Below are 24,821 nucleotides of genomic sequence, written 5' to 3' on the forward strand. Positions count from 1 at the left end.
TGCTTGGTGCCTGAAATCGCCTCTGCCGCAACCGATCTCGATCTGATCAACTACCTCAAGGCGATTCCGGACGCTCGCATGCGCCGGGGCGTGCGCTTTCCGGCTTGGTACCTCCTGCTGGTGGCGGTGCTGGGAATCCTCAGCCGCTGCCAGAGCTTGCGGGATCTGGAACGCTTTGCCCGCCGGCACCACGGTGCTCTCACCGAGGCGCTGGGCCAGGAGCTGCGGCGACCGCCATCGGATTCCTCCTTCCGCTACTTCTTCCTGCAGGTGGACGTGGCGGCCCTCTGCGCTGCGATCCGTGACTGGACAATCGCCCAGATCCCAGGTGGTGCAGCGGATCTCGACCAGTTGATCTGTGACGGCAAGACCCTGCGAGGCTCCATCGAGTCCACCGCCGGTGGCGGCTCGGCGTTCATTGCCCAGGTGACGCTTTACTCCGCCGCCCTGGGCGTGGCGATCAGCCAGGCCTGCTATGCCACCGGAGAAAACCACGAGCGAGCTGTGTTGCGCCAGCTTCTCGGTGAGCTTGATCTGGACGGCGTGCTCATCCAGGCGGATGCCCTGCATACGCAGAAGCCGTTTTTCGGCAGCTCCAGGAGCAGGGGGCCGACTTCCTCCTGACCGTCAAGGCCAACCAGAAGACGCTGCATCGCCAGATCCGGAGCCAGTTCCAAGGGAAGCGCAAGATCCCTTTCGTGGCAACGGATCACGAGATCAGCCACGGTCGGGAGATCACCTGGACCCTGCGGGCTAAAGAGGCCCCGGACCATATCCGTGAGGCCTGGGGCGGCAGCAGCTGGATCGTCGAGGTGGCGGCCACCGGCAGCCGCGAAGGCAAGCCCTTTCAGGCCACCCACCTGTTTCTTACCAGCCTGCGCACCACCCCAGTGGCCCTGCTGAAACTGGTGCGAGACCGCTGGAGCATTGAAGGCTGGCACTGGATTCGTGACACCCAGCTCCAGGAAGATGCTCACCGCTACCGCGGGAACGGCGCTGGGGCGATGGCCGCGCTGCGAACCCTGGCATTGAACCTGCTCAGGCTTGCGGGGTTTCCGTCGATCCGAGCTGGGATGCAGGCGGTGATGCACGACATCACGGCGATGCTGAAGATGGCGCGGCGGCGGGCACTGCCCAACCCGTGCTGAAACTTTGAATCAGCCCTGCCGTTGCAGGAGTGCTGCTGAGTGGCAGATGCTTGTCCGCCGCGGTGTCAGTCGACAGATTGACGTCCCAGGCCTGGAGTAGTTCAGCGCGTAGCGTCCGCTCGAACTCGCCGGCTTCAGCCGGGTACTGGCTGCGATGCGCGATCAGGGTGGTACTCAATTCAGCCCAACGGCGGGGTGTCAAGATGTCAGGCAGAAGGGGTTGCCCAGCCCAAGGACTGCGAGGGAACAAGGTCGCGAAAGATTCAAAACCTCAGCACCATCTTGATCGTTCAGCTGGAGCTGGCTTGGTCAGCCTGCCAAATCTACAAACCAGTTCATCGCCTACAGCAACAGCGGAAGCTTTTCGACCATGCATGACCCTTGTATTGTCAATCACAACCATTTCTTTAGGGGCCAGAGTCAAGATATGCATGCATCGCTGATGCGCCTTGATGATCTCCACCAATTCTCTATCAGCAAATGGCCCTCCCCCACCCCAGGAAATGCCATTGCTTGCATGGCAATAGATTTGGCCAGCATTATCGACACCAGCCGGTAATGATGCAAGATGGGCGAGCATGCCATTGGCAAAAGCTTCACGGCCTGAAGACCAGGAGCGACGCAGCGGGGATTGACGCCAAAGAAGACTCAGAATTTCCCCTTTCCATTGATAGGACAGTTGAGGGCAAGTGCTCAATAACATCTCAAGATCATCTCGATGATCAAGCCCGAATTCAGATTGCCACCGCTCCTTTCCCCACTCCATCTCGTAGACAACTCCCTCACGTCGCAGTCGCATCTCCAGGCTGCTCGGCAAATGCCAAAGCATGCTTTCTCCATCAACCAATGTGAGTTGGCCACCAAGGTGGACTGGTATGGATCGGAGTGCAGCAAAGATACAGAGATCAGGCATGGGCAGAATTGGACGATATGCACGCTCAGAATGTCCAAGCACTTCCTTTTGCCCGCAGGGAGCATGATGCAGAGTGCCCCCTGGAAAGGGAGCCTGATAAACTTGCCTGCCGATACTGGGAAGCACCTCAAGGGAAAGCTGTTCCGAAAGTTTTCGAAGTCCAGTAATGCCCCCATGGGGAGCAGGCACCAATGCCCATCCGCGCTCTTGCAACGACTCCATCACAAAGCGAGTCAGTCTCTGACTATTAAAAACAGACGGATTCACAGCTCACGCACCAACCAGCACAGGCAAGGACTGCAGAGATCGGATAAAGCTATTCCGGGACCAGACAACTTCCCCTGAAATGCGAGCTCTAGGGAAGTGCTGGAGAAAAGCCTGCACAGCAACCTCGGCTTCCATGACAGCAAGATGTCTCCCAAGACAATGGTAGCTGCCGCGACCAAACGCAAGATGCGGATTAGGGAATCGATCAATCTGGAATGTGTCGGCATCAGTGAATATCTTTTCGTCTCGATTTGCGGAGCCAAGGATGACCGAGACTTGATCACCGGATACGAAGCGATGCGCTCCGATGGCTACCTCATCGATAGCCATGCGGAAGGTCGAGCGCTGAAGGGGAGCTTCAAAACGCAGAGTCTCATCAACTGCTCCCTTGATAAGACCAGGGTTGGCATGGAGCAAGCCAAGTTGATCTGGATTGCTCAACAATAAGTTCAGACAACTACCAATTAAAGCAATTGTGGTTTCATGCCCAGCAAACATCAGCAGCATCAACATCGCAGCTGCCTCGTTGCCAGCAAGAAGATGAGCCTCTTGAGCATCTAGCAATGCCTCTAGCAAGGAATCCTCACGCGGTCGCCATGCGCCCTTGAGCCCCGCTTGAAACAATTGCTGAAGTTGGCGGAAAGCCAAAGCTTTGGCCGCGAGTGAACTATCGTTGACGGCAAGATCATCAGAGGCGGCTGTAATCCTACGCGAAAGGTCTCGAAGGAGTGGTATTTCTTCCTGTGGCAGCCCAATGAGACGAGCAATAACAGAGAGAGGCAGCAGCTCCGCATAAGCTGGAACAAGATCGATCACGGAATTGAGTTCCACAACCTCTAGCAGCTCAATGGAGCTACACCTCACAACTTCTGCATAGGAAGAAACGGGTTTCCCTCGGAAGAAGCCCTCGACCAAATGGCGCAATCGCTTGTGATCAGGATCATCCTGAAACAACATGCTGTCATCAAATCCTGCCTCAGCTTCCTCACCCTTTGCATCTGCACTGCGTTTGCTGAAGTGAACAGTATCCGCAAGCACCGCCTGAGCTTGAGCATAAGTACTGAGCAGCCATTTCCCTTGAGCTCGATTAGCCTCACCAGGATGATGGGGGATAAAGAGCGGCTGGTCAAGCCTTCTCATCTCTGCATACACAGCATATGGGTCATTCACCAAAGCACTCAATAGAGAGTGCGAAGACCAGGATCTCTGCATGTTGCTTTCCAAGCCTAGATTGAATTCTAACAACGGAATCCTCCTCGCTGCTCCAACAAGAAGAGACCGTCGCCAGAATCGCGAACCGTAAATCGTGCATGGATATAGGCCATGCCACCGATAACCCGAAACGACTTGCACTTCATGTCGACACGGATGTTCTGCCGTGAGCGGATCGGCCTGCGTAGAGAGCATCTGCACTCGCGCATCCATGCTTCCTGGGCCTTGCAAGGCAATTCAAGTTTTTTGAACAACCAGAAAAGACTGAGCTCTGCGCAGAACTCCTGCGAACTGAACACTGAAAGATGAAAGCCTCCTGGATCTGTTGACGAGGAGAAAGGATTGAGAATATCCACCATGGCTTGAAGGATCTCGCCATCAATGCTCACTTGCTGAATACACCATTGCTCCTTAGCTTTACCGCCATGCAGATAAGCCGACTGATACGGCTCCAAGTCATTCGGATAGAATTGCTTGGCTGCTGAGCTAGTTTCTATCATCTTCCTATTCTCGGCCACCATTTACAAAATATTCAAGCAGGGCTTCAAGTGTATCAGTGCGATGACAGGAATGGCACATCTGCTTCAGCGTTGACCACAGCTTCCCTTCCGGTTGGAGGGATTGGCTCTGCCCATTGCATAGATTGTCAGCACTCGTGCAAACAATGAGTTTGTCGAAGCGATCAATGGGCAACCCATCCACGGCCAAAGAGTCATGCCAAGGCGCCAAGATTAGATGTCGTAGATGCTGGCAGCCAAGCAGCATAGATGTTGCCAGAAACTGATCCTCAGGCGGCCCACTCAAGCACTCATCATCAAGGAAGACGCCATCCTGGCCCACCAAGCCAATACCACCAGAATCGCCCTGCCGGCGACGTCGGTCAAGGCTGTCCTTCAAAGGCAACACACTCTCAAATCCTAGCACAACATCAATGGGGATACGTCCATCCCCTCCGAGTAATTTATTTAGGAGTACATCGTGTCCAGTTGCTATTTGAGGCTGAGCATTCACCTCGCAGATGATGCCACCTGTCTGCAACCATGATTCACTGATATCAGGGAGCAGAAGATCTACACCCGCAAGGTCAAGATGTAAGGCCTCTGCTGCTCGAATTGCGAGGCGGAGATTATCGGGATGAGCACTGTCAAGAGCAGGAACAATCTCACCTCCGCGGGAGATGTTTGCAGCCCCACGAAGATAAACAGTATCCCCATCAGTTGGGATGCTCGCCGGGGTGAGCCCCTGATAGGCCAACATCCGCTTGGCCTCCAGATCAAGCTCAATCGGCATGCGTTGTCCACCCTGACTGCCAACGACTTTCGCAATCTCGAGATTCTTAAGACTTAAGAGCTCAAGAATGGTACTTTTACCATCACCCCTGACAAATCCAGGGCGACGCTCAACCACTCTGAATATTGAGCCTTGATGAACATGAACCCGATAGTCACGACTTGAATAGTATCTTTCAACCAAGACTTGATGACTGCGCGCAAAAATCGCATTAGCGGCTTCTCTGACTTCTTCCTCACTGGATAACCTCACGTGGACTTCCAGGCCCCCATCAGCATTTCGGGGCTTGAGGACAACAGGCAAACCAAACTGACTCGCGAGTTGCCAGGCATGGTCCACTGATCTGGCCACTTCGCCCTCAACGACTGGCAGGCCAGCGTCACGGAGAATATTTTTTGTAAAGAGCTTGTCTTTCGAGGCATTGCAGCCGATGGCGCTGTCAAATTGCGTTACAGAACTATCCATAAGAATTGAAGTGAAGCCCCATCCATATCTGTGCAATCTGCCGGTGATTCGTTTTGTCGGAATGTTCATCGCTTGAGCTGCCGCAAGCAAGCGCAAGGAGTTGACTCCTTGCGGGAGGCTCTCCTGCATATCTTTTTTGCATTTGAACAATCTTGCAGGGATTTGAGCTGTTTCCTGGCGATCCTCCTGGTTCAAAGATAAAATAGTGCATAATCGCAACAATTCCAAGGCTGGCCTCCACGTGTATTCACTTGCGGGAAGTATTAGCAAATAGGAATCGACACCTCGAAGCGCTCGGCCCCTTGGAATAGCCCTTGAGGGCAGGCCTATGTTCCGCTGGGTTGCGTCAGCTATTGCCAGGAATACTCTTCCGGCTGGATCGCAAGTTTCGACAGAAATATTGCGAAGGCTATTTTCGTATTCAGAGCTCGTGATCTGAAGTGTGGACAGACACAGATCCTTTACTGTTGCCAGCCTGTTCATTCCTATCTTAAAGTACCTTGCCAGCTCCCACTTAATCCATAGAGAATAAGGCTCAATACCCGGTAGAAACCCGCGCTGAACGCGCAAGAGCTTGAGACAGTGTGCAGCTTTGACCATAAACTTCAATCGCAATCAAGCCTACACAAAAGCATCTCTTGCGAAGATATAAAGAGGCTAGCATGCAATATTGATGAATAATTTGCCCAGAACAAGCCCCGCATGTCTGGCAGGGCCTGCTCTGGGACAGGGTGGCGTCTCAGTATGTGCTTCTCAACGGATCAGCCCAGAGCCTTGGCCTTGGCCACCACGTTGTCCACGGTGAAACCGAACTTCTCCAGACACACAGGACCAGGAGCCGAGGCACCGAAGCGGTCGATCGAGACAGTGTCGCCATCGAGGCCCACGACTTTGTGCCAGCCGAAGGAGCTGGAGGCTTCCACAACCAGACGCTTGCGCACGGCCGCCGGCAGCACGCTGTCGCGATAGGCGGCGTCCTGCTCCTCAAACAGTTCCACGCAGGGCATCGACACAACGCGCACGTTCTTGCCGTCGGCGCGCAGCTGGGCAGCGGCCTTGGTGCAGAGCTCAAGCTCGGTGCCGGAGCCGATCAGGATCAGCTCGGGGGTGCCGTTGCTGTCTTCCAGGATGTATCCACCCCTAGCCACAGCGGCGGCGCTGGAGTTGGCCTGGTTGGCCATGGCCTGCCGGCTGAGGGCCAGCACGGTGGGGCGCTTGCGGTTGGTCACCGCCACCTGATAAGCGCCGCTGGTTTCATTGCCATCACCAGGGCGGATCACCAGCAGGTTGGGGATCGAGCGCAGGCTGGCCAGGGTCTCCACGGGCTGATGGGTGGGGCCGTCTTCGCCGAGGCCGATCGAATCGTGGGTCAGCACGTAGATCACACCCAGTTCACTGAGGGCCGAAAGGCGCATGGCGCCCACCATGTACCCCGCAAACACCAGGAAGGTGCCGCCATAGGGGATCAGGCCACTGCCGTGATAGGCGATGCCATTGAGGATCGCAGCCATGGCGTGCTCGCGCACACCGAAGTGGAGGTAGCGATTAGCTTCGCCGCCCTTCTGAAAGCTGGCCTCACCCTTGATGTCGGTGAGGTTGGAGTGGGTCAGGTCGGCGGAACCGCCGATCAGCTCGGGCAGGGCAGGGCCGATGGCGTTGAGGCAGTTGTAGGAGTGCTGCCGGGTGGCCAGACCCTTGTCCGTCGCGGCGTAGGCGGGCAGCTTGGCGTCCCAGCCCTGGGGCAGTTCACCGCGCAGCATCCGCTCGAACTCGGCGGCTTCAGCCGGGTACTGGCTGCGATAGGCGCTCAGGTTGGCGGTCCACTTGGCTTCGGCGGCTTCACCGCGGCTGATCGCCTGGCGCCAGTGGTCGTAGGCCTCCTGAGGCACTTCGAAAGCGCCGTAGCTCCAGTCAAGAGCCTTGCGGGTCAGCTCGGCCTCGTCGGCGCCGAGGGCTGCGCCGTGAACCCCGGCGGTGTTGGCCTTGTTGGGAGAGCCGTAGCCGATCGTGGTGGTCACCTTGATCATCGACGGCTTGTCGGTGACCGCCTTGGCCTCTTCGATGGCCCTGGCGATGGCGGCCACATCCGTGTTGCCGTCGGGCACATGAATCACATGCCAGCCATAGGCTTCATAGCGCTTCAGCACATCCTCGGTGAACGACACCGCAGTGTTGCCATCGATGGTGATGTGATTGTCGTCGTAGAGAGCAATCAGCTTGCCCAGGCCCAGGTGGCCGGCCAGGGAGGCGGCTTCGCTGCTGACGCCCTCCTGATGGCAGCCATCACCCATGATCACGTAGGTGGTGTGATCAACGAGCGTGCAGCCGGGCTTGTTGAACTTGGCGGCCATGTGAGCTTCGGCGATCGCCAGGCCCACCGCATTGGAAATGCCCTGACCCAGGGGTCCGGTGGTGACTTCAACCCCGGGGGTCTCGAAGGTTTCAGGGTGGCCCGGAGTCTTGGAGCCCCATTGGCGAAACTGCTTGATGTCGTCGAGGCTCACTGAGTCGTAGCCGGTGAGGTGCAGCAGCGCGTACAGCAGCATGCAGCCGTGGCCGGCCGACAGCACGAAGCGATCCCGGTTGAACCATTTCGGATTCCGGGGGTTGTGCTTCAGCACCTTGTCCCACAGGGCGAAGGCCATCGGCGCGCAGCCCATGGGCAGGCCGGGGTGGCCCGAGTTGGACTTGTTGATCGCGTCGACCGCAAGGAAGCGGATGCTGTTGATGCAGAGACTTTCGACCGACGTGGGGGTGGCGACGACCATGGGTGGCAGCAAAGGGGTAAGGGGTAGAGGAGTCCGTGGGCCGGGCCCGGGAGAGCCGGGATCAGCGCATCCGACGGAAGGCGAGACAGACGTTGTGACCACCGAAACCGAAGGAATTGGAGAGCACCACGTTCAGCTTCTGTTCCCTGGCCTGATTGGGAACGACATCCAGATCACAGGCCGGATCCGGATTTTGGTAGTTGATCGTAGGGGGTACGAGGTCGTGGCCAATCGCCAGCACCGCCGCCACGGCCTCGATGCCACCGCTGCCGCCGAGAAGGTGGCCGGTCATCGACTTGGTGGAGCTCACCGGAATCCGGTAGGCATGATCACCGAGGGCCGCCTTGATGGCCGATGTCTCGTTGCTGTCGTTGGCCTGGGTGCTGGTGCCGTGGGCGTTGACGTAGTCGACCTGCTCGGGTTCGAGGCCCGCATCGCGCAGGGCCAGCCGCATCGCCTCAGCGCCTCCAACGCCTCCCGGAGATGGGGAGGTGATGTGATGGGCATCGCAGGTCATGCCGTACCCCACAACCTCGGCCAGGATTTCAGCATCGCGGGCCCTGGCGTGTTCCAGGCTCTCCAGGACCAGAATTCCCGATCCTTCTCCGATCACGAAACCGTTGCGCTCGGCGTCGAAGGGGCGACTGGCAGTAGCGGGATCATCGTTGCGGAACGAAAGCGCCTTGGCGCTGGCAAAGCCAGCCACACCCAGGGGCGTGATCGCCGATTCGGCACCACCGCAGATCATCACGTCCGCCAGACCCATCTGGATCAGGCGGTAGGCATCGCCGATGGCGTTGGAGCCGGCGGCGCAGGCCGTGGCCACGGCGGTGCTCGGTCCCTTGGCGCCGAGGGCGATCGCCGCGAGGCCGGTGGCCATGTTGGGGATCATCATCGGCACGCAGAAGGGACTGACCCGATCCGGCCCGCGATCCTTGAGCACGTGCGCCTGGGTCTCCATCATCAGCAGGCCGCCCACGCCGGAGCCGATCGCAACGCCGACGCGGTGCTGATTGCTCTCGTCGACCACGAGGCCGGCATGGCCGACGGCCTGTTTGGCCGCCACAACACCGAACTGGCAGAACCGGTCCCAGCGCTTGGCTTCCTTGGGCTCCAGCCAACCCTTGGAATCGAAGTTCTTGACTTCCGCAGCAAAGCGGCAGGCATGGCGCGCCGCATCGAACAGGGTGATCGGTGCCACCCCATTACGTGCAGCGCTCAACCCTTCCCAGTATTGGGAAACGTCATTTCCGATCGGTGTGACCGCGCCGAGACCTGTGACGACGACGCGGTGGAATCCCTCCACCATCAATCGCCTCAGGCTTGCTTGTCCAGGATGTACTTGACGGCATCGCCGACCGTGGTGATGCCTTCGGCAGCCTCGTCGGGAATCTCGATGTCAAAGGCCTCTTCCAGGGCCATGACCAGCTCGACGGTATCGAGCGAGTCGGCGCCCAGATCGTTCTGGAAGTTGGATTCGGGCTTCACCTCGCCGGCGTCGACGCTGAGCTGCTCGGCAACGATCGAACGGACTTTCTCGAAGATCGCTTCCTGGGACATGGCCGCTGGGGAGGGAGGCCGCATCCTACGGGTCGCCCTGAACCGCCCCCCTCGGACTTATGAACAAGGGTGACGGCCTCGCGCCCCGCCGACCTGCTCTCCGGCCGGTGTGGGTACGTTCGTGGCCACGCCGTTCGTTACCGGCCACCTCCGCACCGAGGCACATGTCCCACGCCGTCAAGATCTACGACACCTGCATCGGCTGCACCCAGTGTGTGCGCGCCTGCCCCCTCGACGTGCTCGAGATGGTGCCCTGGGATGGCTGCAAGGCCGGCCAGATCGCGTCCTCTCCCCGCACCGAGGATTGTGTCGGCTGCAAGCGCTGTGAAACCGCTTGCCCCACGGACTTCCTCTCAATCCGCGTATACCTGGGCGATGAGACCAGCCGCTCCATGGGCCTGGCCTACTGAATTGGAGCTGAACAGCCAGCTTCAGCTCAGCGACCAATCAGCTTGTCGCAGTGCGGCAGAGAGAGGGCCTTCCTGAGGGAATGCGGTCTCCATGCTACTGCCGCAAGCCATCTGAAAGAATCGGCTCCCAATAAGCTCAGCTCGGCCCACCGCCGGGCTTTTTTTTGCCCTTCCCGCTGCAGACGCCCCTATGTGCGGCATCGTTGCCCTGATCGGATCGCGGGAGGTGGCTCCCCAGCTGCTGGAAGGGCTGCGACAGCTGGAATACCGCGGCTATGACTCGGCCGGCATCGCCACTGTGGAGGCGCTCTCCGTAGACGCGGCCGCGGTGAATGCCGGCTGCGTGGATGGCGCCACATCCTCGGATGTGCCCAGCACGAAAGGCCTGCTGCACTGCCTCCGGGCTGAGGGGAAGCTGGTCAATCTCACAGCCCGTTACGAGGCCGATGGGGCCCCGGGCCACTGCGGCATCGGCCACACCCGCTGGGCCACCCATGGCAAGCCGGAGGAGCGCAACGCCCATCCCCATCTCGATGGCAGCGGCCGTCTGGCGGTGGTCCAGAACGGCATCATCGAGAACCATCGCAGCCTCCGGGAGGAGCTTCAAGCTGGCGGCGTTGTGTTCCGTTCCGACACCGACACCGAGGTGATTCCCCACCTTGTGGCGAGGCGACTGGCGGAACTCCGCCAGCAGGGCCGCCGCATCGGTGGGCGGCTGTTGCTCGAGGCGGTGCAGGACGTGCTGCCGCTGCTGCAGGGCGCCTATGCCCTTGCCCTGGTCTGGGCCGAGGCTCCTGGGGCCCTGGTGGTGGCCCGGCGGGCCGCGCCGCTGCTGATCGGCCTGGGCGAGGGGGAATTCCTCTGCGCCAGCGACACCCCAGCCCTGGCCGGATTCACCCGCACGATCCTGCCGCTTGAGGATGGCGAGGTGGCGCTGCTGACACCCCTGGGCATTGAGCTCTACGACGCCCAGGGGGAGCGGGTGGAACGCACCCCATCGCTGCTGAGCGGCACCGAGCACGTGGCCGACAAGCGCAGCTTCCGCCACTTCATGCTCAAGGAGATCCATGAACAACCGGAAACAGCGGCCCTGTGGGTGGCCCGGCACCTGCCGCACCCCAGGCCAGAGTCTCAGGACGATGGCGGCGGGGCGGGGCCCGGTGCCGATGGGCTGGCCCTTGTGGCCCTACCGCTGGATGAGGTGGTCTATGAGGAGGTGGAGCGGATCCAGATCCTGGCCTGCGGCACCAGCCGCCATGCCGCCCAGGTGGGAGCCCACCTGCTGGAGCAGCTGGCCGGCATCCCCACCAGCGTCTATTACGCCAGCGAATTTCGGTATGCACCGCCGCCGTTGGTCCCCCACACGCTCACGATCGGGGTGACCCAGTCCGGCGAGACGGCGGACACCCTGGCGGCCCTGGCGATGGAGCGGGACCGGCGCCGGCTGGTGGCCGATCCGGCCTATGCCCCGAAGCTGCTGGGCATCACCAACCGTCCGGAGAGCTCCTTGGGCCGTCTGGTGCCCCACATCCTCGACATCGGCGCCGGCATCGAAGTGGGGGTGGCGGCCACCAAGACCTTCCTCGGCCAGCTGCTGGCCTTCTATGGGCTGGCGCTGGCCTTCGCGGAGCGCCGTGGCGGCGGTCGGGCCGGCTGCCCCCCGGAACGGCTGCGGTCCCTGGCGAAAGACCTGCGCCAGATCCCGGCCCTGCTCCAGGACCTCGTGAACGACCACGACCGCCGCTGTGAGGAGCTGGCCCACCTGTTCGCCGACACCCAGGACGTGATCTTCCTGGGCCGGGGCATCAACTACCCGATCGCGCTGGAGGGTGCCCTGAAACTCAAGGAGATCAGCTACATCCATGCCGAGGGCTATCCGGCCGGCGAGATGAAGCATGGCCCGATTGCCCTGCTCGATGCCCGGGTGCCTGTGGTGTCGATCGCCATGCCCGGCCCGGTGTTCGAGAAGGTGCTCAGCAATGCCCAGGAGGCCAAGGCCCGCGATGCCCAGTTGATCGGCGTGGCTCCTGAAGGCCCGGACACCACCCTGTTCGACCAGTTGCTGCCCATGCCAGAGGTGGAGGAGATGCTCAGCCCCCTGCTCACCGTGATCCCGATGCAGCTGCTCAGTTATCACATCGCTGCCCACCGGGGCCTGGACGTGGATCAGCCGCGCAATCTGGCCAAGAGCGTCACGGTGGAATAACCTGGCTGGTAATCAATACGTTCACCTGACAGGCGCAAGCCCCAGCGAGCGTCGATGCAGATTCTGACGCAATCGCCATCTTTTATGGTGGCGTGATGCAATGCGAGGGAGGTCGTGGCTCAAATCACCCTGCACATTGGCGCCCCCAGAACCGGCACCACTGTTCTCCAGAAATATATTTTCCCGCACATTCAAAACTCTTCTTATTGCGGGAAAAGACCCCATCACAGCGCACTGATTCATTCGTGGGGCCTTCGTGATGCCGGGCAATTCTTTGCGGGGCTGCCCGCAGGTGGCATGACCCAGGAGCTTCGAGAGCAGGCACTCCGATACATCCTGACCATGTCTTTCCACCTTGCCCTGGAGTCGCCCCCGCGGGAGGATGCGGTCAGGGCTTTTCTTTCGGAGGCGATCAGTCGCCTTGTGCGTGTTGCGGTTGGCGGCAGCGTTCTGTTGTCGACTGAGCGCCTGCTGGATACGGCTGCATCCCTGAATGGATCGCATCTGGTAGATCCGGGTCGCGACGTGGTCTTTCCTGTTCACCCCCTGGCCAAGGCTTGCACAGCGGCGGGGATCACGCCTCGGATTGTGGTTTGCCTGCGAGAGCCCGTTTCTTACTTGGCTTCAAAATATAGTCGTACATCCTTCCAAAGAACTGCAGGCGGCCTCCCTGAGGTGGTCTGGTTTTTCTGGACAGGGCCCATCGTTAACCTCTGAGGCGGGGCACCGCCCCTGAAAGGGGCTCCCACCGATGAGCAAACGCCGCACTCACAGCCCCGAGTTCAAGGCCAGGGTCGCCATGGAGGCGATCAGTGGCCGCAAGACGATCCAGGAGATCGCCGCTGATCACGCTATTCACCCAATCCAGGTGAGCCAGTGGAAGCGGCAGCTGCTGGACGGCGCCAGCGAGCTGTTCACCAGGGGCAAGAAGACCAAGGACAAGGACGAGGGGCAGGCCAAGGAAGCGGAGCTGTTCCAGCAGATCGGCCGGCTCCAGATGGAGCTGGAATGGCTCAAAAAAAAGTCTCAGCTGCTCTGATGCCCATGAACTGCGCAAGCTGGTCGATCACGACCACCCTGAGCTCAGTGTCAGCCGCCAATGTGCGCTGCTGGGGCTGCCTCGATCCACGCTGTACTACCAGCCCACACCGGCGCGGGAATCGACGCTGCGGATCATGGCCAGGATCGATACTCTCTACCTGGAGGATCCCTGCTGCGGCAGCCGCCGGATGGTGGGCTATCTGGCCAGAGATGGGATCCCGATCAGCCGTGACCGGGTGCGAAACCTCATGCGCCGCATGGGTTTACGGGCGATCTACCAGAAACCGCGCACGACGATTCCGGGTCATCCATCCGAGCGCTTCCCCTGCCTGGTGGATCTCAGCCTGGTCACGGCAGTGGATCAGGTCTGGGCCACTGATATCACCTACATCCCGCTTCAGAAAGGCTTTCTCTACCTGGTGGCGATCGTGGATCTCTTCTCCAGGAATGTTCTCAGCTGGAAACTCTCCAACAGCCTTGACACGGAATTCTGCCTGGAAGCCCTGGACGTGGCGCTGGGGGCTGGCCGCAAGCCACAGATCTTCCACTCCGACCAAGGATGCCAGTTCACCTCCACGGACTTCGTGGCAAGGCTGCAAGCCGAGAAAATCGGGATCAGCTGGTCCGGAAGGAAACGCTGCTATGACAACATCCTGGTGGAAAGGCTGTGGCGCACAGTCAAGTACGAGGAGGTGTACCTACGTGCCTACAGCGATGGCTGGGAGGCAGAAATCAGCCTGGCCCGCTTTCTGTGGAGGTACTGCCATGGTATCCGTTCAGGGGCCGTTACGCAGCAGCGCAGCATTCCACCCTTGATCGCTGATCAACGAGCAACCACAGACACCACGATCGATGACGGCCGGCTCAGGGATTCGGCAACAGCGATGGCATCTCACCGCCGCGATGATGGGCGATCAAGGCCTGCTCCAGGAACTGCCAGATATCACGGCCCTGTTGCCGCAGGCTGGTGGTGACCGTGAGCAGCCTGCTGCGGCAGATCGCACCCTGGCGGGATTGGACGCCATGGCTGATCTTGCGCTGAATCACCGAATGGCGCAGGGCACGCTCGGCTGCGTTGTTGGTGGGCTCGATCCCTTCAATCTCCAGGAAGGTCCAGAGGCCATCGCTCACTTGCAGCAACTGATGGCAGGTACGCACCGTCTTGGCCCACGGCGTTCGCTCGCCGCGCTGGCAGCCCAGCTCCACAACCCGCTGCAGCGTGCCCACAAACGCCTGGCGGATCGGCCGACAGCCCTGCTGCAACGTGGACCAGTCGATCGTTCCGTCTTTGTAGCGGTGCCACTGGGCAAACAGCTGCTGCTGCAGGCCCAGCAGCTCCGCTCCAATCTCACCGCTGGCGCCCTGACGGTCAGCGATGGCAGTGAGATCGCGGATCACGTGCGCCCAGCACAGCTGGCGCTGCTCCAGCGGGAGATGGTTGTAGGCGGAGAAGCGATCGCTCACCACAATTCCGCCAAAGGCATTCCCGAGCAGGTCGATCGCGGCGGCAGCCGAGCGGCTCAGGCTCTGCAAGAACACTGTCACCCCCATGGCGGTCACCATGACCCACTCCCAGCCGCGCCGGCCATCGGGGTTGCCCCCATCGGCATTACCGGTGGGGGCACCGGTTTCATCGACATAGACCACCGACTGCTGACGGGCAAACGCAAGGGCCTCCTGCATGGGCTGCTCCAGTGCTGCACTCAAGCGCTGGCGGATAGTGGCCATCGCTCCCCGGCTGATCTGTACCCCCAGCAGCTGATCCAGCAGCGCCTGGGTCTTGCTGAAACTCAACGGGAAGGCACTACCCAGCAGACCCACCAGAGCACTGAGCCGGGGACCGTAATGGCTTACTTCCACCTCCGCCGGTAACGAGGCACAGGTGCTGGTGGTACAGCAGGGGCAGACCAGGCGGTGCAGCCGGTGCTCGATCACCAGAGGCGTGATCGGTGGAATCTCGATCACCTGGTGCCTCAAGGGCTCGGGATCCTGACCCTGTAGCAACGTGCCGCAGCGGCGGCAGGCCTGGGGGTGGTGCTCGACCACCTCATCCACCCGCTCGATCGGCAGCAGCTCCGGCCCAGATCCGGGATGGCCCGGCTGGCCGCCGCGCTTGCGGCCACTGCCCTTGCGTCGTTCGGGCGGCTTAAACCCCTGGCCATCACTGGAGGGAGGCTTGGAAGAATTTCGGGAGCTGCGGCCGATCCGCTCGCGCAGATGGGCCAGTTCGGTCGCCAGGGCGGTGAGCTGGATGCGGAGCTGCTCGATCTCCTGTTGCTGCCTCTGGCACTGACTGACCAGCTCAAGAAATCCAGCCTTCACTCCCACCGGGGTGGCGGCCCAATCGGCTTCTGAAATCCCGGCCGGTGGGGTGGTCATCGCAAGGAGTCTCTTACTGAGATGCAACCAGGAATCAAGCCACCGTCAAGGGTTCAGCAAGCCCGATGTTCGTTGCGAGCTGTCCCGACTCCTGAACGGGTACCTGCCATGTAAGGCCCCACAGCTCTCTGGGAGGTCGAACTCCCCATGAGGTCTACACTGAGAACGAATCCTGTCCCTCCCGCCCAGGGTTAACGATGTCAGGGACCAAACCTGTCCAATAAAAGGCACCCACCTCACCCTGCACAGACCCCCCGCGAATACATTCAGTCACAGTCAGAGCTTGAGAGCACTCTTCCAGGAAGCTCCGTTCTTTCGGTGGCTGAACACACGCCATTCCTGAAAGCAATGCACGCACTGGGATTCGTCAAGGCTGTCGGCTTCAAAGAGCTGATCGGCTCTGACGATGTCCTGGGAATGCTAGGCCTGGAAAACGAGGGAAAATATTCTTTTCAACAGTTCCCAGTGGAAAATGATCTTGGCGTAAACGCCGCGAAAAAAGCTCTGATCATGGAGAAAATCCACTCGTCCCTGGATCAGTGCGGCTGGCTGGAAAGGGTCAAGAATGCCCAAATGTATGACTGACATCTTCAACCGATGCCTATTCAAGCCTGCTCTTGCGACCGCCTGCTTCCTGGGACATAGACTTCAGGCCAGCGTTCCCAGTCTTCTTTCGCTGCGGCCGTAGCGATCCTCGAAGCGGACGATGTCGTCTTCGCCCAGGTAGGGGCCGCTCTGCACCTCGATCAGCTCCACAGGAATCTTGCCCGGGTTGCTCAGCCGGTGCTTGGCCCCCAGCGGGATGTAGGTGCTCTGGTTCTCCCCCACCAGCTCCTCCACACCGTCCTTCTCCACCATCGCCGTGCCCTTCACCACCACCCAGTGCTCGGCCCGGTGGTGGTGCATCTGCAGCGACAGGCTGGCACCGGGCTTCACCTGGATCTTCTTCACCTGCCAGCGCTCCCCTTCGGTGACGCCGTCGTAATGGCCCCATGGCCGGTAGATGCGCCGGTGCGCCTTGCTTTCCGGCGCACCGGCGCGCTCCAGCAACCCCACCACCCCTTTGACGTCCTGGGCCCGGTCCCGATGGGCCACCAGCACCACATCGTCCGTTTCCACCACCACAAGGTCGTCCACCCCCAGCCCCACCACCAGCCGGTGTTCGCTGCGCAGATAACAGTTGCGGCTGTCCTGGCTGATCACCCGGCCCCGCAGCACGTTGCCCGCCTCGTCCTGGTCGGCCGTTTCCCACAGGGCGCTCCAGCTGCCGACATCGCTCCAGCCCGCCGCCAACGGCAGCACGGCTCCCAGCTTCGTCTTCTCCATCACCGCCACATCGATCGCCACGTTCGGGCAGCCGGCGAAGGCCTCACGCTCCAGCCGCAGGAATTCCAGGTCGCTGCTGTCGTGATCCAGGGCCGCCCGGCAGGCACTCACCACCTCCGGGGCCAGCCGGTCCAGTTCCGCCAGAATCGCACTGGCACGGAACAGAAACATGCCGCTGTTCCAGGTGAAGTGGCCGCTGGCCAGGAACTGCTCAGCGGTGGCCCGATCCGGCTTCTCGACAAATCGTCTGATCGGCAGCGGGGCCGCAATCTCACCGGCCGCCATCGGCTCCTGGGCCTCGGCTTCGATGTAGCCGTAGCCGGTTTCCGGAGCGCTGGGCACGATCCCGAAAGTGACCAGCTGGCCTGCCGCCGCCGCCGGGATGCCCGCCAGCACCGTGGCTCGGAAGCGGGTCAGATCGCGAATCACGTGATCGGCCGCCAGCACCAGCAGCAGGGGGTCCTCACCACGGCTGGTGGCCTGCAGCGCCGCCACCGCCACCGCCGGAGCCGTGTTGCGCGCCACCGGCTCCAGCAGAATCGCCGCCGGTTCCACGCCGATCTGACGCATCTGCTCAGCAACGATGAAGCGGTGATCTTCGTTGCAGATCAACAGCGGCGCTGCCAGCCCAGGCAGACCCGCCAGCCGCTGCTGGGTCTGCTGCAGCAACGTTTCCTCGGCATCACCCGCCAGGGCCCAGTACTGCTTGGGGTAGCTCGCCCTCGACAGCGGCCACAGCCTGGTGCCGGTGCCACCACAGAGGATCACCGGCACCAGGGGGGCGGAGGAGGAGGGCGCCATGGAATGTCCCGGTGCGGATGTGGGGGATTCCCATTCAATCGGAACCGCTGTCGCTCCAGGCCACCGGGGAGGCATCAACCCTGAAGCCTCATGAGGTGTCGCCTCAGAGATCGAGCAGGCCGGGGGGCGGGGTCAGGCCGATCCAGCCTTCGGTGAGGTTCACCTCCGGAACGATCGCCTCCACAAACGGAATCAGGAGGGAGCGGGACGCCGAGTCTCCGCCAGCGGTGCGTTCCACCTCCAGCAGGTCATTGCCGGCATGGATCAGGTCGCGCACGGTGCCGATCACCTCCCCGTCCGGCAGCAGCCGCACCTCCAGCCCCACCAGATCGAGCACATGGAACTCACCATCGGCCAGCGGCGGGCGGTCGCTGGCGGGCACCAGCATCTCGTCGCCCACCAGCGCCTCAGCGGCCTCGCGGCTGTTGATGCCCTCAAAGCACACCACAAACAGCTCCTTGCCCGGCAGCTGCCGGCCCCGCTGCAGCACCAGTTGCCGCGGTGGGCCCTGGCGACCCTTCATCCAGCGGGCACCGGGGCGGGTGAACCGCTCCGGGAAATCGCTCAGGGGCAGCACCCGCACCTCCCCCTGCAGGCCCTGGGCGGCCACCACCCGGCCCACCACGAGCAGCTCGGTTTCGCTCATCGCCTGTGTCCTGCCCCCGAACCCCCGATAATGACGCCACGCGCCGGCCCGCTCCGGGCTTCTTCCATGGCTGACCTTCCGATCCTGCCCGGCTCCACTGTGGTGGTGAACGACGCCCGCTCGATCTACAACGGTTACCGAGGCTTTGTGCAGCGGATCAGCGGCAGCCGGGCGGCGGTGCTGTTTGAAGGCGGCAACTGGGACAAGCTCGTGACCATGCCGCTGACTGCCCTGGCCCAGGAGTGACGTTTCCATTTTGCCTGTGCCTCCCTTGCTGACGCTGCGCGTCGTGCACTGACTGTCCTGCGGGCAGTGCTTTCAGCACTGTTGCCTGCGAATGTGCTGCAGAGCGGCCCTGGCGGCCTGTTGCTCAGCTTCACGACGGGAGCCCCCCCAGCCTTCACCCAGGGATTCCTCCGCCCCATTGGTGGCGGTGGAGCCAGCGAGGCTGACGCGGCACACAAACCGCCGTGGGTCTGCGTGGCGGCGGCTGCGCTCCTGGCACTGGTAGACGGGCAAGCCCAGGGACTGGCCCTGGCTCCATTCCTGCAGGGCCGATTTCCAGTTGTGCTGATCCGGATCAGCAAGCAGCGCGGCGGTGGTGTGCTGCCAGTGGGAATCCAGCCAGAGATGCACAGGCTCAAGACTCCCTCCCCAGCTTTCGTAGAGGCCACCGATCAGGGCCTCGCAGGTTTCGGCCAGGACGGTGCGGCGGCCGGCGAGGTCGCCCTCGGCCATGGCGCCGATCCGCACCACATCCTCCAGGCCGCAGCGCTCCCCCAGCTCCGCCAGCCAGCGGTCGCTCACCAGCTGGGCGCGCAAGGCTGAGCACTGACCCACGCTCAGATCGGGATGCTCCCGCTGCAGATATTCCGCCGCCGCCAGTCGCAGCACTGCATCACCGAGAAACTCCAGCCGCTCGTGGTGCTGCGGCCGGCCGGCGGAAGTGTGGGTCAGGGCCTCCTCGATCGGGGCCAGCGTGGCGGCATCGTCTCCGGGTCCACCGGCAGCGGTGGGGTCGAGCTCGAGCTGACGCAGGAAGGCGAGAAGCTGCTTCTGGCGGTGCAGCGGGAGCGACGGCGGGGCAGGCGGCCGGGGCTTCGCAGGCATGCGTGGCGCTCAGGACCTGGAGGAAAGTGTTGAAAAGGGCAGAAAGCAGGACATAAGCCGGGTTCTGTTCTCCACCGCCCGGGGGCGAGGAGGGTGATCATCTGTCTGGGACCGCCGTTACCGGCGGCCTCGAGCGGCGCATTGGGGGCGGGACGGGTGCCATGGCCAACCGTTGTCCCTGGGCCTTGCTCCCAGCCGGGGTTTACCAAGCCAGCACCTCTCGATGCTGCTGGTGCGCTCTTACCGCACCTTTGCACCCTTACCTGTGCACGGGTCGGGTTGCCCCGGTGACCGGCCATCGGCGGTGTGTTTCTGTGGCACTCTCCTCACGGTCACCCGCACTGGGCGTTACCCAGCAAGCCTGGCCATTGGGGAGCCCGGACTTTCCTCAACCGGACGCCACCGCACCCCGAAAGGCACAGCGTCTCCGATCGCGACCACCTCGCCTGCTTTCTTCAGCGACTGTAGGCACAGCCATGTCAGGGGGCGATGTCGATAATGGAGCTCCCAGGTCACCCCACTGGGGCTGTAGCTCAGCCGGATAGAGCGACGGTTTCCTAAACCGTAGGTCGTGGGTTCGAGTCCCGCCAGCCCCGTCCAGGACCTGGCCCGCCGTGATTGTGGGCTGCCGCCATGCCGGGACCGCCCTCTCGGGCTGCCTAGGGTTTGCGTTCACCCAGGCAATCAAGGTCTTCATGCAAGGTTCCATGCGACCGGCCGGTGGTGATGGGTTCGGCACAGCACTTCAGCTGGTCGTGGCGGGGATTGTGGCCCTGCTGATCCTGCTGAGCCAGACGATTTTCATCGTTCCCGCCGGCAACGTGGCCGTGGTGACGACTCTGGGCCGGGTGACCGGCGGGGAGCGACGACCCGGCCCCAACCTGAAGATTCCCCTGATTCAGGCCACGTCGTTCTTTGATGTGCGCACCCAGGTGAGACCGGAGCAGTTCTCCACCCTGACCAAAGACCTGCAGGTGATCGAGGCCACGGCCACGATGAAGTACGCGATCCGACCCAGCGAAGCGGGCCGGGTGTTCGAAACGATCGCCACCGACAACCAGCAGATCTACCCGCGGGTGATTCAGCCCTCGCTGCTGAAGGCGCTCAAGTCGGTGTTCTCCCAGTACGAGCTGGTCACGATCGCCACCGAGTGGAACAGCATCTCCGAACTGGTACAGGACAAGGTGGCGGAGGAACTGAAGAAGTTCGATTACGTGACGGTGCAGGGCCTGGATCTCACCGGCCTGCAGATCGCCGAGGAATACCGCGCCGCCATCGAGCAGAAGCAGATCGCGGATCAGCGGCTGCTGCGCTCCCAGACCGAGGTGAAGATCGCCGAGCAGGAGGCCCTCCGCTACGAGATCCTCAACAAGAGCCTGGATGACCAGGTGCTCTACAAGCTCTTCCTCGACAAGTGGGACGGGCAGACCTCCGTGGTGCCGGCCCTGCCCGGTGCCTCAGGCGGCACCCCGCCAGTGATCGTGCAGGGCCGCCGGTGATGCTGCCGGCGGCGGGCCTGGCCTCGTTGCTGGGGGCGATTGCGGCCCTGATCCAGCTCCAGGGCCCTGCGCTGAAGCCCGGAATCCTGGCAGGCTCGGTGGCCCAGCACCCCCATCCCACCAGCCGACTTCGGCCTTGCCGGTGCCGGCAAGGGTTGCGACACTCTGAGGCCGCGGCGCACGTCCCTGCCGCCGCTGAACCTGTTGACGCAGACTCTCAAGGCAGGGGGACTTCTCAGCCTCAGCGGCGTCGAGGCTCTGGTGCTGCCGGTCGGTGGCCTGCCGCCGGACGTGGACGGCGTGCTGGGGGCTCCGCAGCTGCGCCAGTTGCCGCTCTGGATCGATCCCCTCGGCGGCGTCATGGCCTTCGGCCGCCGTGCCCTGCAAGCCGCGGACCGGGCCTCAGATGATCAGGCGTCGCCCAGGAGTTCCGGGGCCGAAGGCGAGGCAACGATCCCCCTCCGCTGGCACCGCGGCGTGCCGCTGCTGTCCCTGGCCACCGGCAGTCGCGCCGGCATGGTGGAGGCCCTGGCCGACACCGGCGCCGAAGGGTTGTTCGTTTCGCCGGAGCTGGCAGCGGTGCTGCCGGCCCTCGGACCCAGTCAGCCTCTGCGTGTAGCGGGCTTCTGCGGCGAGCAACCGGCCAGCATGACGCGGGTTCAGGGGCCCAGCCTCACCGGCCGGAGGCCAGCCGCACCGGTGCAGGCCATCCTCACGACCAACCCGGTGTTCCAGTCCCTGGGGGTGAAGGCCATCGTGGGACAGGAGCTGCTCCGCCTCCATCGCCAGCTCTGGCGCCTTGAATCCACCCCACCGACCCTGCCCCTCCGGTCAGCGCCTGCGCCGGGGATCCATGAGGCCGGCGACGGTGTCAGCTTCGGCAGCGCCGGCGTTTGATCGGCGTCCTGGAGGTCCGATCCACCAGGATCTGGCCGTCAGACCCTGGCTCCAGCTGAAAGCGCAGCACATCCAACCAGGTTTCTCCTTCCCCGCTGAGCTCCACGATCAGGGCAAGCGTCTGGTTGCCCTGCACCGCCGCCGCCGCCAGCAGCAAGCCGGAACTTTCATAGAAGCTCACATGCCGGGATTCGATGTGCCGCCATGACCGCCGCCACCCCATCCCAGCTGGTCAGGGCGATGGCGGTGAGGCTACCGAGAAGTCGGTTGCTGGCTGCTGCCACCGGCACGATGCTTGGGGCTGCTTGTGGACCGCATCGCCATGGTGGCACTGCTGGCCTATGTCGTGCTGAAGGGTCTCGAGAGCACCATCGTGCGGGCGCTGCAGATCCAAGGCGCCCGCCATCCGGTGGATGGCCTCAACACGATCAGTGCCTGCAACCTGTTCTTCTTCGCCCTGGTGGTGGTGGGCACCAGTCTGGTGGTGGCCGACCACCAGACTCTCCGCCAGCAGTTGCCCCGGCTGGAGCGGCGCCAGTGGCAGCTTCTCGGTCTCGACATGCTGGCTGGGAGCCTGGTGGGGCCCCTCGGCAGCTACATGGCCATCGAGGCCCTGGCGGTGATCGAGAAGACCCTGGTGTTCACTTTGGTGCTGCCGGCTTCGGCGCTGCTGTCGGTGCTGTGGCTGGGCGAGCCGCTGCCCCGCCGCTTCTGGCTTACCACCGGAGTGATCGCCCTTGGGCTGGTCCTGGCCTCCCTGGGCAGCGGGGCAGCGATGGCGATGGGCCGGGTGTCGGGCCTGGCCTGGGGGATTGTGGGTGTGGGAGGCTTTTCTTGCAGTGCTGTCACGGCCAGGCAGCTGGGCCGGGAAGGCCTCGGCATCGGCCTCACCACCGGTCTGCCGTCGTTGCTGGCGGCGTCGATCTTTCTGGGAATCGGTCTGGTGCTCTACGGCCCGGAGCACTTCATGCATCTGCAGCTGTGGTGGGTGGCGGGGGTGATCGGGCTGTATGCCCTCACGGTGGTGCTGGGCAGTGAGTGGAGCCTGCGCCTCTGCTACCAACGCTTCAGCGTGGCCACCGTGGCCATCGTCGGATCCCTGACCATTGCCGTTTCAGTCGTCAGTGCGGCGGTGGTGCTGGCGGAACCGCTGGGCCCGCCGGTGCTGCTGGGCACGGGGCTGGTCCTGCTGGGCGTGATGCTGGCGGTTCGCGCGGCCCCGATCGTGGCCTGCTCCAGCGGGGCTGCAACCCTGCGGACGGACGGGTGACCCACCCATCCTCAGGCGCGAGCATCGAGGGGTTGCGGCCGGCGCATCACCACCCAGCAGGACGGGGCATGGGAACGGACGACACCTTGCTCTTGCGGGCAGAGGGGCTGTTCCACCAGCTGGGCTCACGCTGGCTCTGGCGGGATCTGGAGCTGGAGCTGCAGCCCGGTGATCGCCTGGCCCTGGTGGCGCCTTCCGGTGCCGGCAAGACCCTGCTGCTGCGCAGCCTGGCCCTGCTGGATCCGCTGCAGCAGGGCAGGCTCTGGCTGCGGGGCCGCACTCCTGTTGCCTGGGGCCTGCCCGTGTGGCGATCTTGCCTGATCTATCTGGCCCAGCGGCCGGTGCTGTTCCCTGGCACGGTTCGAGACAACCTCCAGGCCGTGTTTCAGCTGGCCGTCCATCAGCAACGCCGCTGGCGGCCCGACATCCTCGAGGGCTGGTTGGAGACCCTGGGACGTGACAGGGCCTTTCTCGACCTGGACGCCGAGCGGCTCTCCGGAGGTGAAGGACAGTTGCTCAATCTGCTGCGTGCCTTGCAGCTCGAGCCCGACATCCTTCTGCTCGATGAGCCCACCGCCTCCCTGGATCCGGCCTCCACGGAGGCGGTGGAGAGCCTGCTGGCCGGCTGGCTGGAGGGGGGCGATCGGGCCTGCGTGATCACCAGTCACGACGGCGACCAGCTGCGCCGCTTCGGGAATCGCCGCCTGGATCTGACCGTATGACGCCGATCACCACCGGAGCCCTCAGCATCAGCGACGGCCGCCTCGCCCTGGCGACCCTGCTGATCCTGGTCAATGTGGCCCTGTCCGCCTTTCTACGGCTGGGCCTGGGCCGCACGCTGCTGATCGCCTCCACCCGCATGGTGGTTCAGCTGCTCCTGGTGGGATCGGTGCTGGAGTGGCTGTTCCACCAGGACAATGCGCCGGCCATCCTGTTGCTGGCTCTGGTCATGGCCCTGATCGCCGGCATCTCGGCTGTGCAGCGCACACGGCGGCGCTTCGCCGGGATCTATCGCAACAGCCTAGTTTCTGTGATGGGCTCCTCGGCCCTGGTCACCGGTCTGGCGATCGTGGCGATCATCCAGCCTGAGCCCTGGTTCACGCCCCAGTACCTGATTCCTCTGCTGGGCATGGTGCTGGGCAATACCCTCAACGGCATCTCCCTCGGCCTGGATCGCCTCATGGAGGGGCTGCTGAGCCAGCGGGAACAGGTGGAGGCCTGGCTGGCCCTGGGTGGCACCCGCTGGGAGGCATGCAACGCGGTGGTGCGGGATGCGATTCGCATCGCCATGATCCCCACGATCAATTCAATGATGGTGATGGGCCTGGTCAGCCTGCCCGGCATGATGACAGGTCAAATCCTGGAAGGTGCGGCCCCTGCGGCCGCCGTTCGCTACCAGATCGTCATCCTGTTCATGATCTCCGCCGCCACTGCGCTCGGGGTGTTCGGGGTGGTCTTGCTGGGCTACCGCAGCCTCACCAGCCAGGACCATCAACTGCGTCTGGATCGCCTCTCATCCCTGCGCCCTCGCACCTGATCAGCGTGGCGGTGGGCATGAAGAAATGACCCGCCTGTGCCAGCTCCTGGTTTGTCGGTCCGATTGTAGACAAAAA

General features: G+C 62.7%; 24 protein-coding genes, 1 tRNA gene, 1 other RNA gene and 1 pseudogene. 14 read left to right on the top strand and 13 right to left on the bottom strand.

Annotated features, from left to right (window positions below):
• Positions 1-78 precede the first annotated feature (78 nt).
• Positions 79-1,148, top strand: a pseudogene (locus tag H8F24_RS19175) (ISAs1 family transposase).
• 271 nt (positions 1,149-1,419) lie between these two features.
• On the opposite strand, the gene H8F24_RS04480 reads toward H8F24_RS19175, so the two are convergent.
• The 7 genes from H8F24_RS04480 to acpP all read right to left on the bottom strand — a co-directional run bounded on the left by H8F24_RS04480 (position 1,420) and on the right by acpP (position 9,623).
• Positions 1,420-2,328, bottom strand: coding sequence for a TauD/TfdA family dioxygenase (locus tag H8F24_RS04480; protein WP_231598097.1), 909 nt, complete (start codon positions 2,326-2,328; stop codon positions 1,420-1,422).
• A 3-nt stretch (positions 2,329-2,331) separates the two neighbouring features.
• Entirely contained in the window at positions 2,332-3,552 is a 1,221-nt protein-coding gene (locus H8F24_RS04485; protein WP_197171145.1) for a cytochrome P450, read from the bottom strand.
• A 14-nt stretch (positions 3,553-3,566) separates the two neighbouring features.
• Complete coding sequence (locus H8F24_RS04490; protein ID WP_197158106.1) at positions 3,567-4,061, bottom strand: hypothetical protein; 495 nt, start codon at positions 4,059-4,061, stop codon at positions 3,567-3,569.
• Positions 4,045-5,490 (bottom strand): acetate--CoA ligase family protein, encoded by a 1,446-nt coding sequence (locus H8F24_RS04495; protein WP_197171147.1) that lies wholly within the window; start codon positions 5,488-5,490, stop codon positions 4,045-4,047. Before H8F24_RS04495 ends, H8F24_RS04490 begins: the two co-directional genes overlap by 17 nt.
• 566 nt (positions 5,491-6,056) lie before the next feature.
• Complete coding sequence (gene tkt / locus H8F24_RS04500) at positions 6,057-8,063, bottom strand: transketolase (RefSeq protein WP_197171149.1); 2,007 nt, start codon at positions 8,061-8,063, stop codon at positions 6,057-6,059.
• A gap of 61 nt (positions 8,064-8,124) precedes the next feature.
• A complete protein-coding gene (gene fabF, locus H8F24_RS04505; RefSeq protein WP_197158100.1) occupies positions 8,125-9,372 on the bottom strand; it encodes a beta-ketoacyl-ACP synthase II in 1,248 nt (415 codons plus the stop codon).
• 8 nt (positions 9,373-9,380) lie between these two features.
• A complete protein-coding gene (gene acpP / locus H8F24_RS04510) occupies positions 9,381-9,623 on the bottom strand; it encodes an acyl carrier protein (protein WP_197158099.1) in 243 nt (80 codons plus the stop codon).
• A 164-nt stretch (positions 9,624-9,787) separates the two neighbouring features.
• Between acpP and psaC the strand changes: the two genes are divergently transcribed.
• From psaC to H8F24_RS19185, 5 genes are all read left to right on the top strand, one after another.
• A complete protein-coding gene (psaC, locus tag H8F24_RS04515; protein ID WP_007099573.1) occupies positions 9,788-10,033 on the top strand; it encodes a photosystem I iron-sulfur center protein PsaC in 246 nt (81 codons plus the stop codon).
• A 190-nt stretch (positions 10,034-10,223) separates the two neighbouring features.
• On the top strand, positions 10,224-12,239 hold the full coding sequence (gene glmS / locus H8F24_RS04520) for a glutamine--fructose-6-phosphate transaminase (isomerizing) (protein WP_197171151.1): 2,016 nt from the start codon (positions 10,224-10,226) through the stop codon (positions 12,237-12,239).
• A gap of 114 nt (positions 12,240-12,353) precedes the next feature.
• On the top strand, positions 12,354-12,956 hold the full coding sequence (locus tag H8F24_RS04525; RefSeq protein ID WP_197171152.1) for a hypothetical protein: 603 nt from the start codon (positions 12,354-12,356) through the stop codon (positions 12,954-12,956).
• Between the two features lie 34 nt (positions 12,957-12,990).
• Positions 12,991-13,278 (top strand): transposase, encoded by a 288-nt coding sequence (locus H8F24_RS19180; RefSeq protein ID WP_231598098.1) that lies wholly within the window; start codon positions 12,991-12,993, stop codon positions 13,276-13,278.
• A 19-nt stretch (positions 13,279-13,297) separates the two neighbouring features.
• Entirely contained in the window at positions 13,298-14,254 is a 957-nt protein-coding gene (locus H8F24_RS19185) for an IS3 family transposase (protein WP_231598224.1), read from the top strand.
• Here H8F24_RS19185 and H8F24_RS04535 read toward each other — a convergent pair.
• The gene (locus H8F24_RS04535) at positions 14,145-15,659 is read right to left on the bottom strand and encodes an IS66 family transposase (RefSeq protein WP_197170082.1); all 1,515 of its coding nucleotides are present in this window, start codon (positions 15,657-15,659) and stop codon (positions 14,145-14,147) included. The genes H8F24_RS19185 and H8F24_RS04535 overlap by 110 nt on opposite strands.
• A gap of 318 nt (positions 15,660-15,977) precedes the next feature.
• Between H8F24_RS04535 and H8F24_RS04540 the strand changes: the two genes are divergently transcribed.
• Complete coding sequence (locus H8F24_RS04540; RefSeq protein WP_197171154.1) at positions 15,978-16,244, top strand: hypothetical protein; 267 nt, start codon at positions 15,978-15,980, stop codon at positions 16,242-16,244.
• A 63-nt stretch (positions 16,245-16,307) separates the two neighbouring features.
• Here H8F24_RS04540 and H8F24_RS04545 read toward each other — a convergent pair whose 3' ends face one another.
• Both H8F24_RS04545 and rimM read right to left on the bottom strand, forming a co-directional pair.
• Positions 16,308-17,786 carry a mannose-1-phosphate guanylyltransferase/mannose-6-phosphate isomerase gene (locus H8F24_RS04545; protein WP_197158093.1) on the bottom strand — a complete coding sequence of 493 codons (1,479 nt, stop codon included), beginning with the start codon at positions 17,784-17,786 and terminating at the stop codon, positions 16,308-16,310.
• Positions 17,787-17,889: 103 nt separating this feature from the next.
• Positions 17,890-18,432, bottom strand: a complete 543-nt coding sequence (gene rimM / locus H8F24_RS04550; protein ID WP_197171156.1) for a ribosome maturation factor RimM — start codon at positions 18,430-18,432, stop codon at positions 17,890-17,892.
• 66 nt (positions 18,433-18,498) lie between these two features.
• Between rimM and H8F24_RS04555 the strand changes: the two genes are divergently transcribed.
• Positions 18,499-18,678 (top strand): NAD(P)H dehydrogenase subunit NdhS, encoded by a 180-nt coding sequence (locus H8F24_RS04555; protein ID WP_197158089.1) that lies wholly within the window; start codon positions 18,499-18,501, stop codon positions 18,676-18,678.
• 72 nt (positions 18,679-18,750) lie between these two features.
• Here the strand turns inward: H8F24_RS04555 and rnc are convergent, their stop codons facing one another.
• Together rnc and rnpB are read right to left on the bottom strand one after the other, a co-directional pair.
• Positions 18,751-19,542, bottom strand: coding sequence for a ribonuclease III (gene rnc, locus H8F24_RS04560; protein WP_197171158.1), 792 nt, complete (start codon positions 19,540-19,542; stop codon positions 18,751-18,753).
• Between the two features lie 37 nt (positions 19,543-19,579).
• Positions 19,580-19,996: RNase P RNA component class A (rnpB, locus tag H8F24_RS04565), an RNA gene on the bottom strand.
• A gap of 68 nt (positions 19,997-20,064) precedes the next feature.
• Between rnpB and H8F24_RS04570 the strand changes: the two genes are divergently transcribed.
• From H8F24_RS04570 to H8F24_RS04580, 3 genes are all read left to right on the top strand, one after another.
• Positions 20,065-20,138: transfer RNA gene (locus tag H8F24_RS04570), tRNA-Arg, on the top strand.
• 99 nt (positions 20,139-20,237) lie between these two features.
• On the top strand, positions 20,238-21,041 hold the full coding sequence (locus H8F24_RS04575; RefSeq protein ID WP_197158085.1) for a prohibitin family protein: 804 nt from the start codon (positions 20,238-20,240) through the stop codon (positions 21,039-21,041).
• A 204-nt stretch (positions 21,042-21,245) separates the two neighbouring features.
• The gene (locus H8F24_RS04580) at positions 21,246-21,938 is read left to right on the top strand and encodes a hypothetical protein (RefSeq protein ID WP_197171160.1); all 693 of its coding nucleotides are present in this window, start codon (positions 21,246-21,248) and stop codon (positions 21,936-21,938) included.
• Here H8F24_RS04580 and H8F24_RS04585 read toward each other — a convergent pair.
• On the bottom strand, positions 21,913-22,119 hold the full coding sequence (locus tag H8F24_RS04585; protein WP_197171162.1) for a hypothetical protein: 207 nt from the start codon (positions 22,117-22,119) through the stop codon (positions 21,913-21,915). The two genes, H8F24_RS04580 and H8F24_RS04585, sit on opposite strands and share 26 nt — an antisense overlap.
• A 114-nt stretch (positions 22,120-22,233) precedes the next feature.
• Between H8F24_RS04585 and H8F24_RS04590 the strand changes: the two genes are divergently transcribed.
• From H8F24_RS04590 to fetB, 3 genes are all read left to right on the top strand, one after another.
• Positions 22,234-23,208, top strand: coding sequence for a hypothetical protein (locus H8F24_RS04590; RefSeq protein ID WP_197171164.1), 975 nt, complete (start codon positions 22,234-22,236; stop codon positions 23,206-23,208).
• Positions 23,209-23,276: 68 nt separating this feature from the next.
• Positions 23,277-23,930, top strand: coding sequence for an ATP-binding cassette domain-containing protein (locus H8F24_RS04595; RefSeq protein ID WP_197158079.1), 654 nt, complete (start codon positions 23,277-23,279; stop codon positions 23,928-23,930).
• Positions 23,927-24,745 carry an iron export ABC transporter permease subunit FetB gene (gene fetB / locus H8F24_RS04600; protein WP_197158077.1) on the top strand — a complete coding sequence of 273 codons (819 nt, stop codon included), beginning with the start codon at positions 23,927-23,929 and terminating at the stop codon, positions 24,743-24,745. Before H8F24_RS04595 ends, fetB begins: the two co-directional genes overlap by 4 nt.
• The last annotated feature ends 76 nt before the right edge of the window (positions 24,746-24,821 follow it).

This window comes from Synechococcus sp. CBW1002 (assembly GCF_015840915.1).
GTDB lineage: Bacteria > Cyanobacteriota > Cyanobacteriia > PCC-6307 > Cyanobiaceae > CBW1002.

What these genes read in the sequence shown, in the direction of transcription:
- H8F24_RS04555 (WP_197158089.1), top strand. Translation starts at nt 18,499, where the DNA reads ATGGCTGACCTTCCGATCCTGCCCGGCTCCACTGTGGTGGTGAACGAC.
- H8F24_RS04535 (WP_197170082.1), bottom strand. Translation starts at nt 15,659, where the DNA reads ATGACCACCCCACCGGCCGGGATTTCAGAAGCCGATTGGGCCGCCACC.
- psaC (WP_007099573.1), top strand. Translation starts at nt 9,788, where the DNA reads ATGTCCCACGCCGTCAAGATCTACGACACCTGCATCGGCTGCACCCAG.
- H8F24_RS19180 (WP_231598098.1), top strand. Translation starts at nt 12,991, where the DNA reads ATGAGCAAACGCCGCACTCACAGCCCCGAGTTCAAGGCCAGGGTCGCC.
- fabF (WP_197158100.1), bottom strand. Translation starts at nt 9,372, where the DNA reads ATGGTGGAGGGATTCCACCGCGTCGTCGTCACAGGTCTCGGCGCGGTC.
- H8F24_RS04490 (WP_197158106.1), bottom strand. Translation starts at nt 4,061, where the DNA reads ATGGTGGCCGAGAATAGGAAGATGATAGAAACTAGCTCAGCAGCCAAG.
- H8F24_RS04545 (WP_197158093.1), bottom strand. Translation starts at nt 17,786, where the DNA reads ATGGCGCCCTCCTCCTCCGCCCCCCTGGTGCCGGTGATCCTCTGTGGT.
- tkt (WP_197171149.1), bottom strand. Translation starts at nt 8,063, where the DNA reads ATGGTCGTCGCCACCCCCACGTCGGTCGAAAGTCTCTGCATCAACAGC.
- H8F24_RS04575 (WP_197158085.1), top strand. Translation starts at nt 20,238, where the DNA reads ATGCAAGGTTCCATGCGACCGGCCGGTGGTGATGGGTTCGGCACAGCA.
- H8F24_RS04595 (WP_197158079.1), top strand. Translation starts at nt 23,277, where the DNA reads ATGGGAACGGACGACACCTTGCTCTTGCGGGCAGAGGGGCTGTTCCAC.
- fetB (WP_197158077.1), top strand. Translation starts at nt 23,927, where the DNA reads ATGACGCCGATCACCACCGGAGCCCTCAGCATCAGCGACGGCCGCCTC.
- glmS (WP_197171151.1), top strand. Translation starts at nt 10,224, where the DNA reads ATGTGCGGCATCGTTGCCCTGATCGGATCGCGGGAGGTGGCTCCCCAG.
- acpP (WP_197158099.1), bottom strand. Translation starts at nt 9,623, where the DNA reads ATGTCCCAGGAAGCGATCTTCGAGAAAGTCCGTTCGATCGTTGCCGAG.
- rimM (WP_197171156.1), bottom strand. Translation starts at nt 18,432, where the DNA reads ATGAGCGAAACCGAGCTGCTCGTGGTGGGCCGGGTGGTGGCCGCCCAG.
- rnc (WP_197171158.1), bottom strand. Translation starts at nt 19,542, where the DNA reads ATGCCTGCGAAGCCCCGGCCGCCTGCCCCGCCGTCGCTCCCGCTGCAC.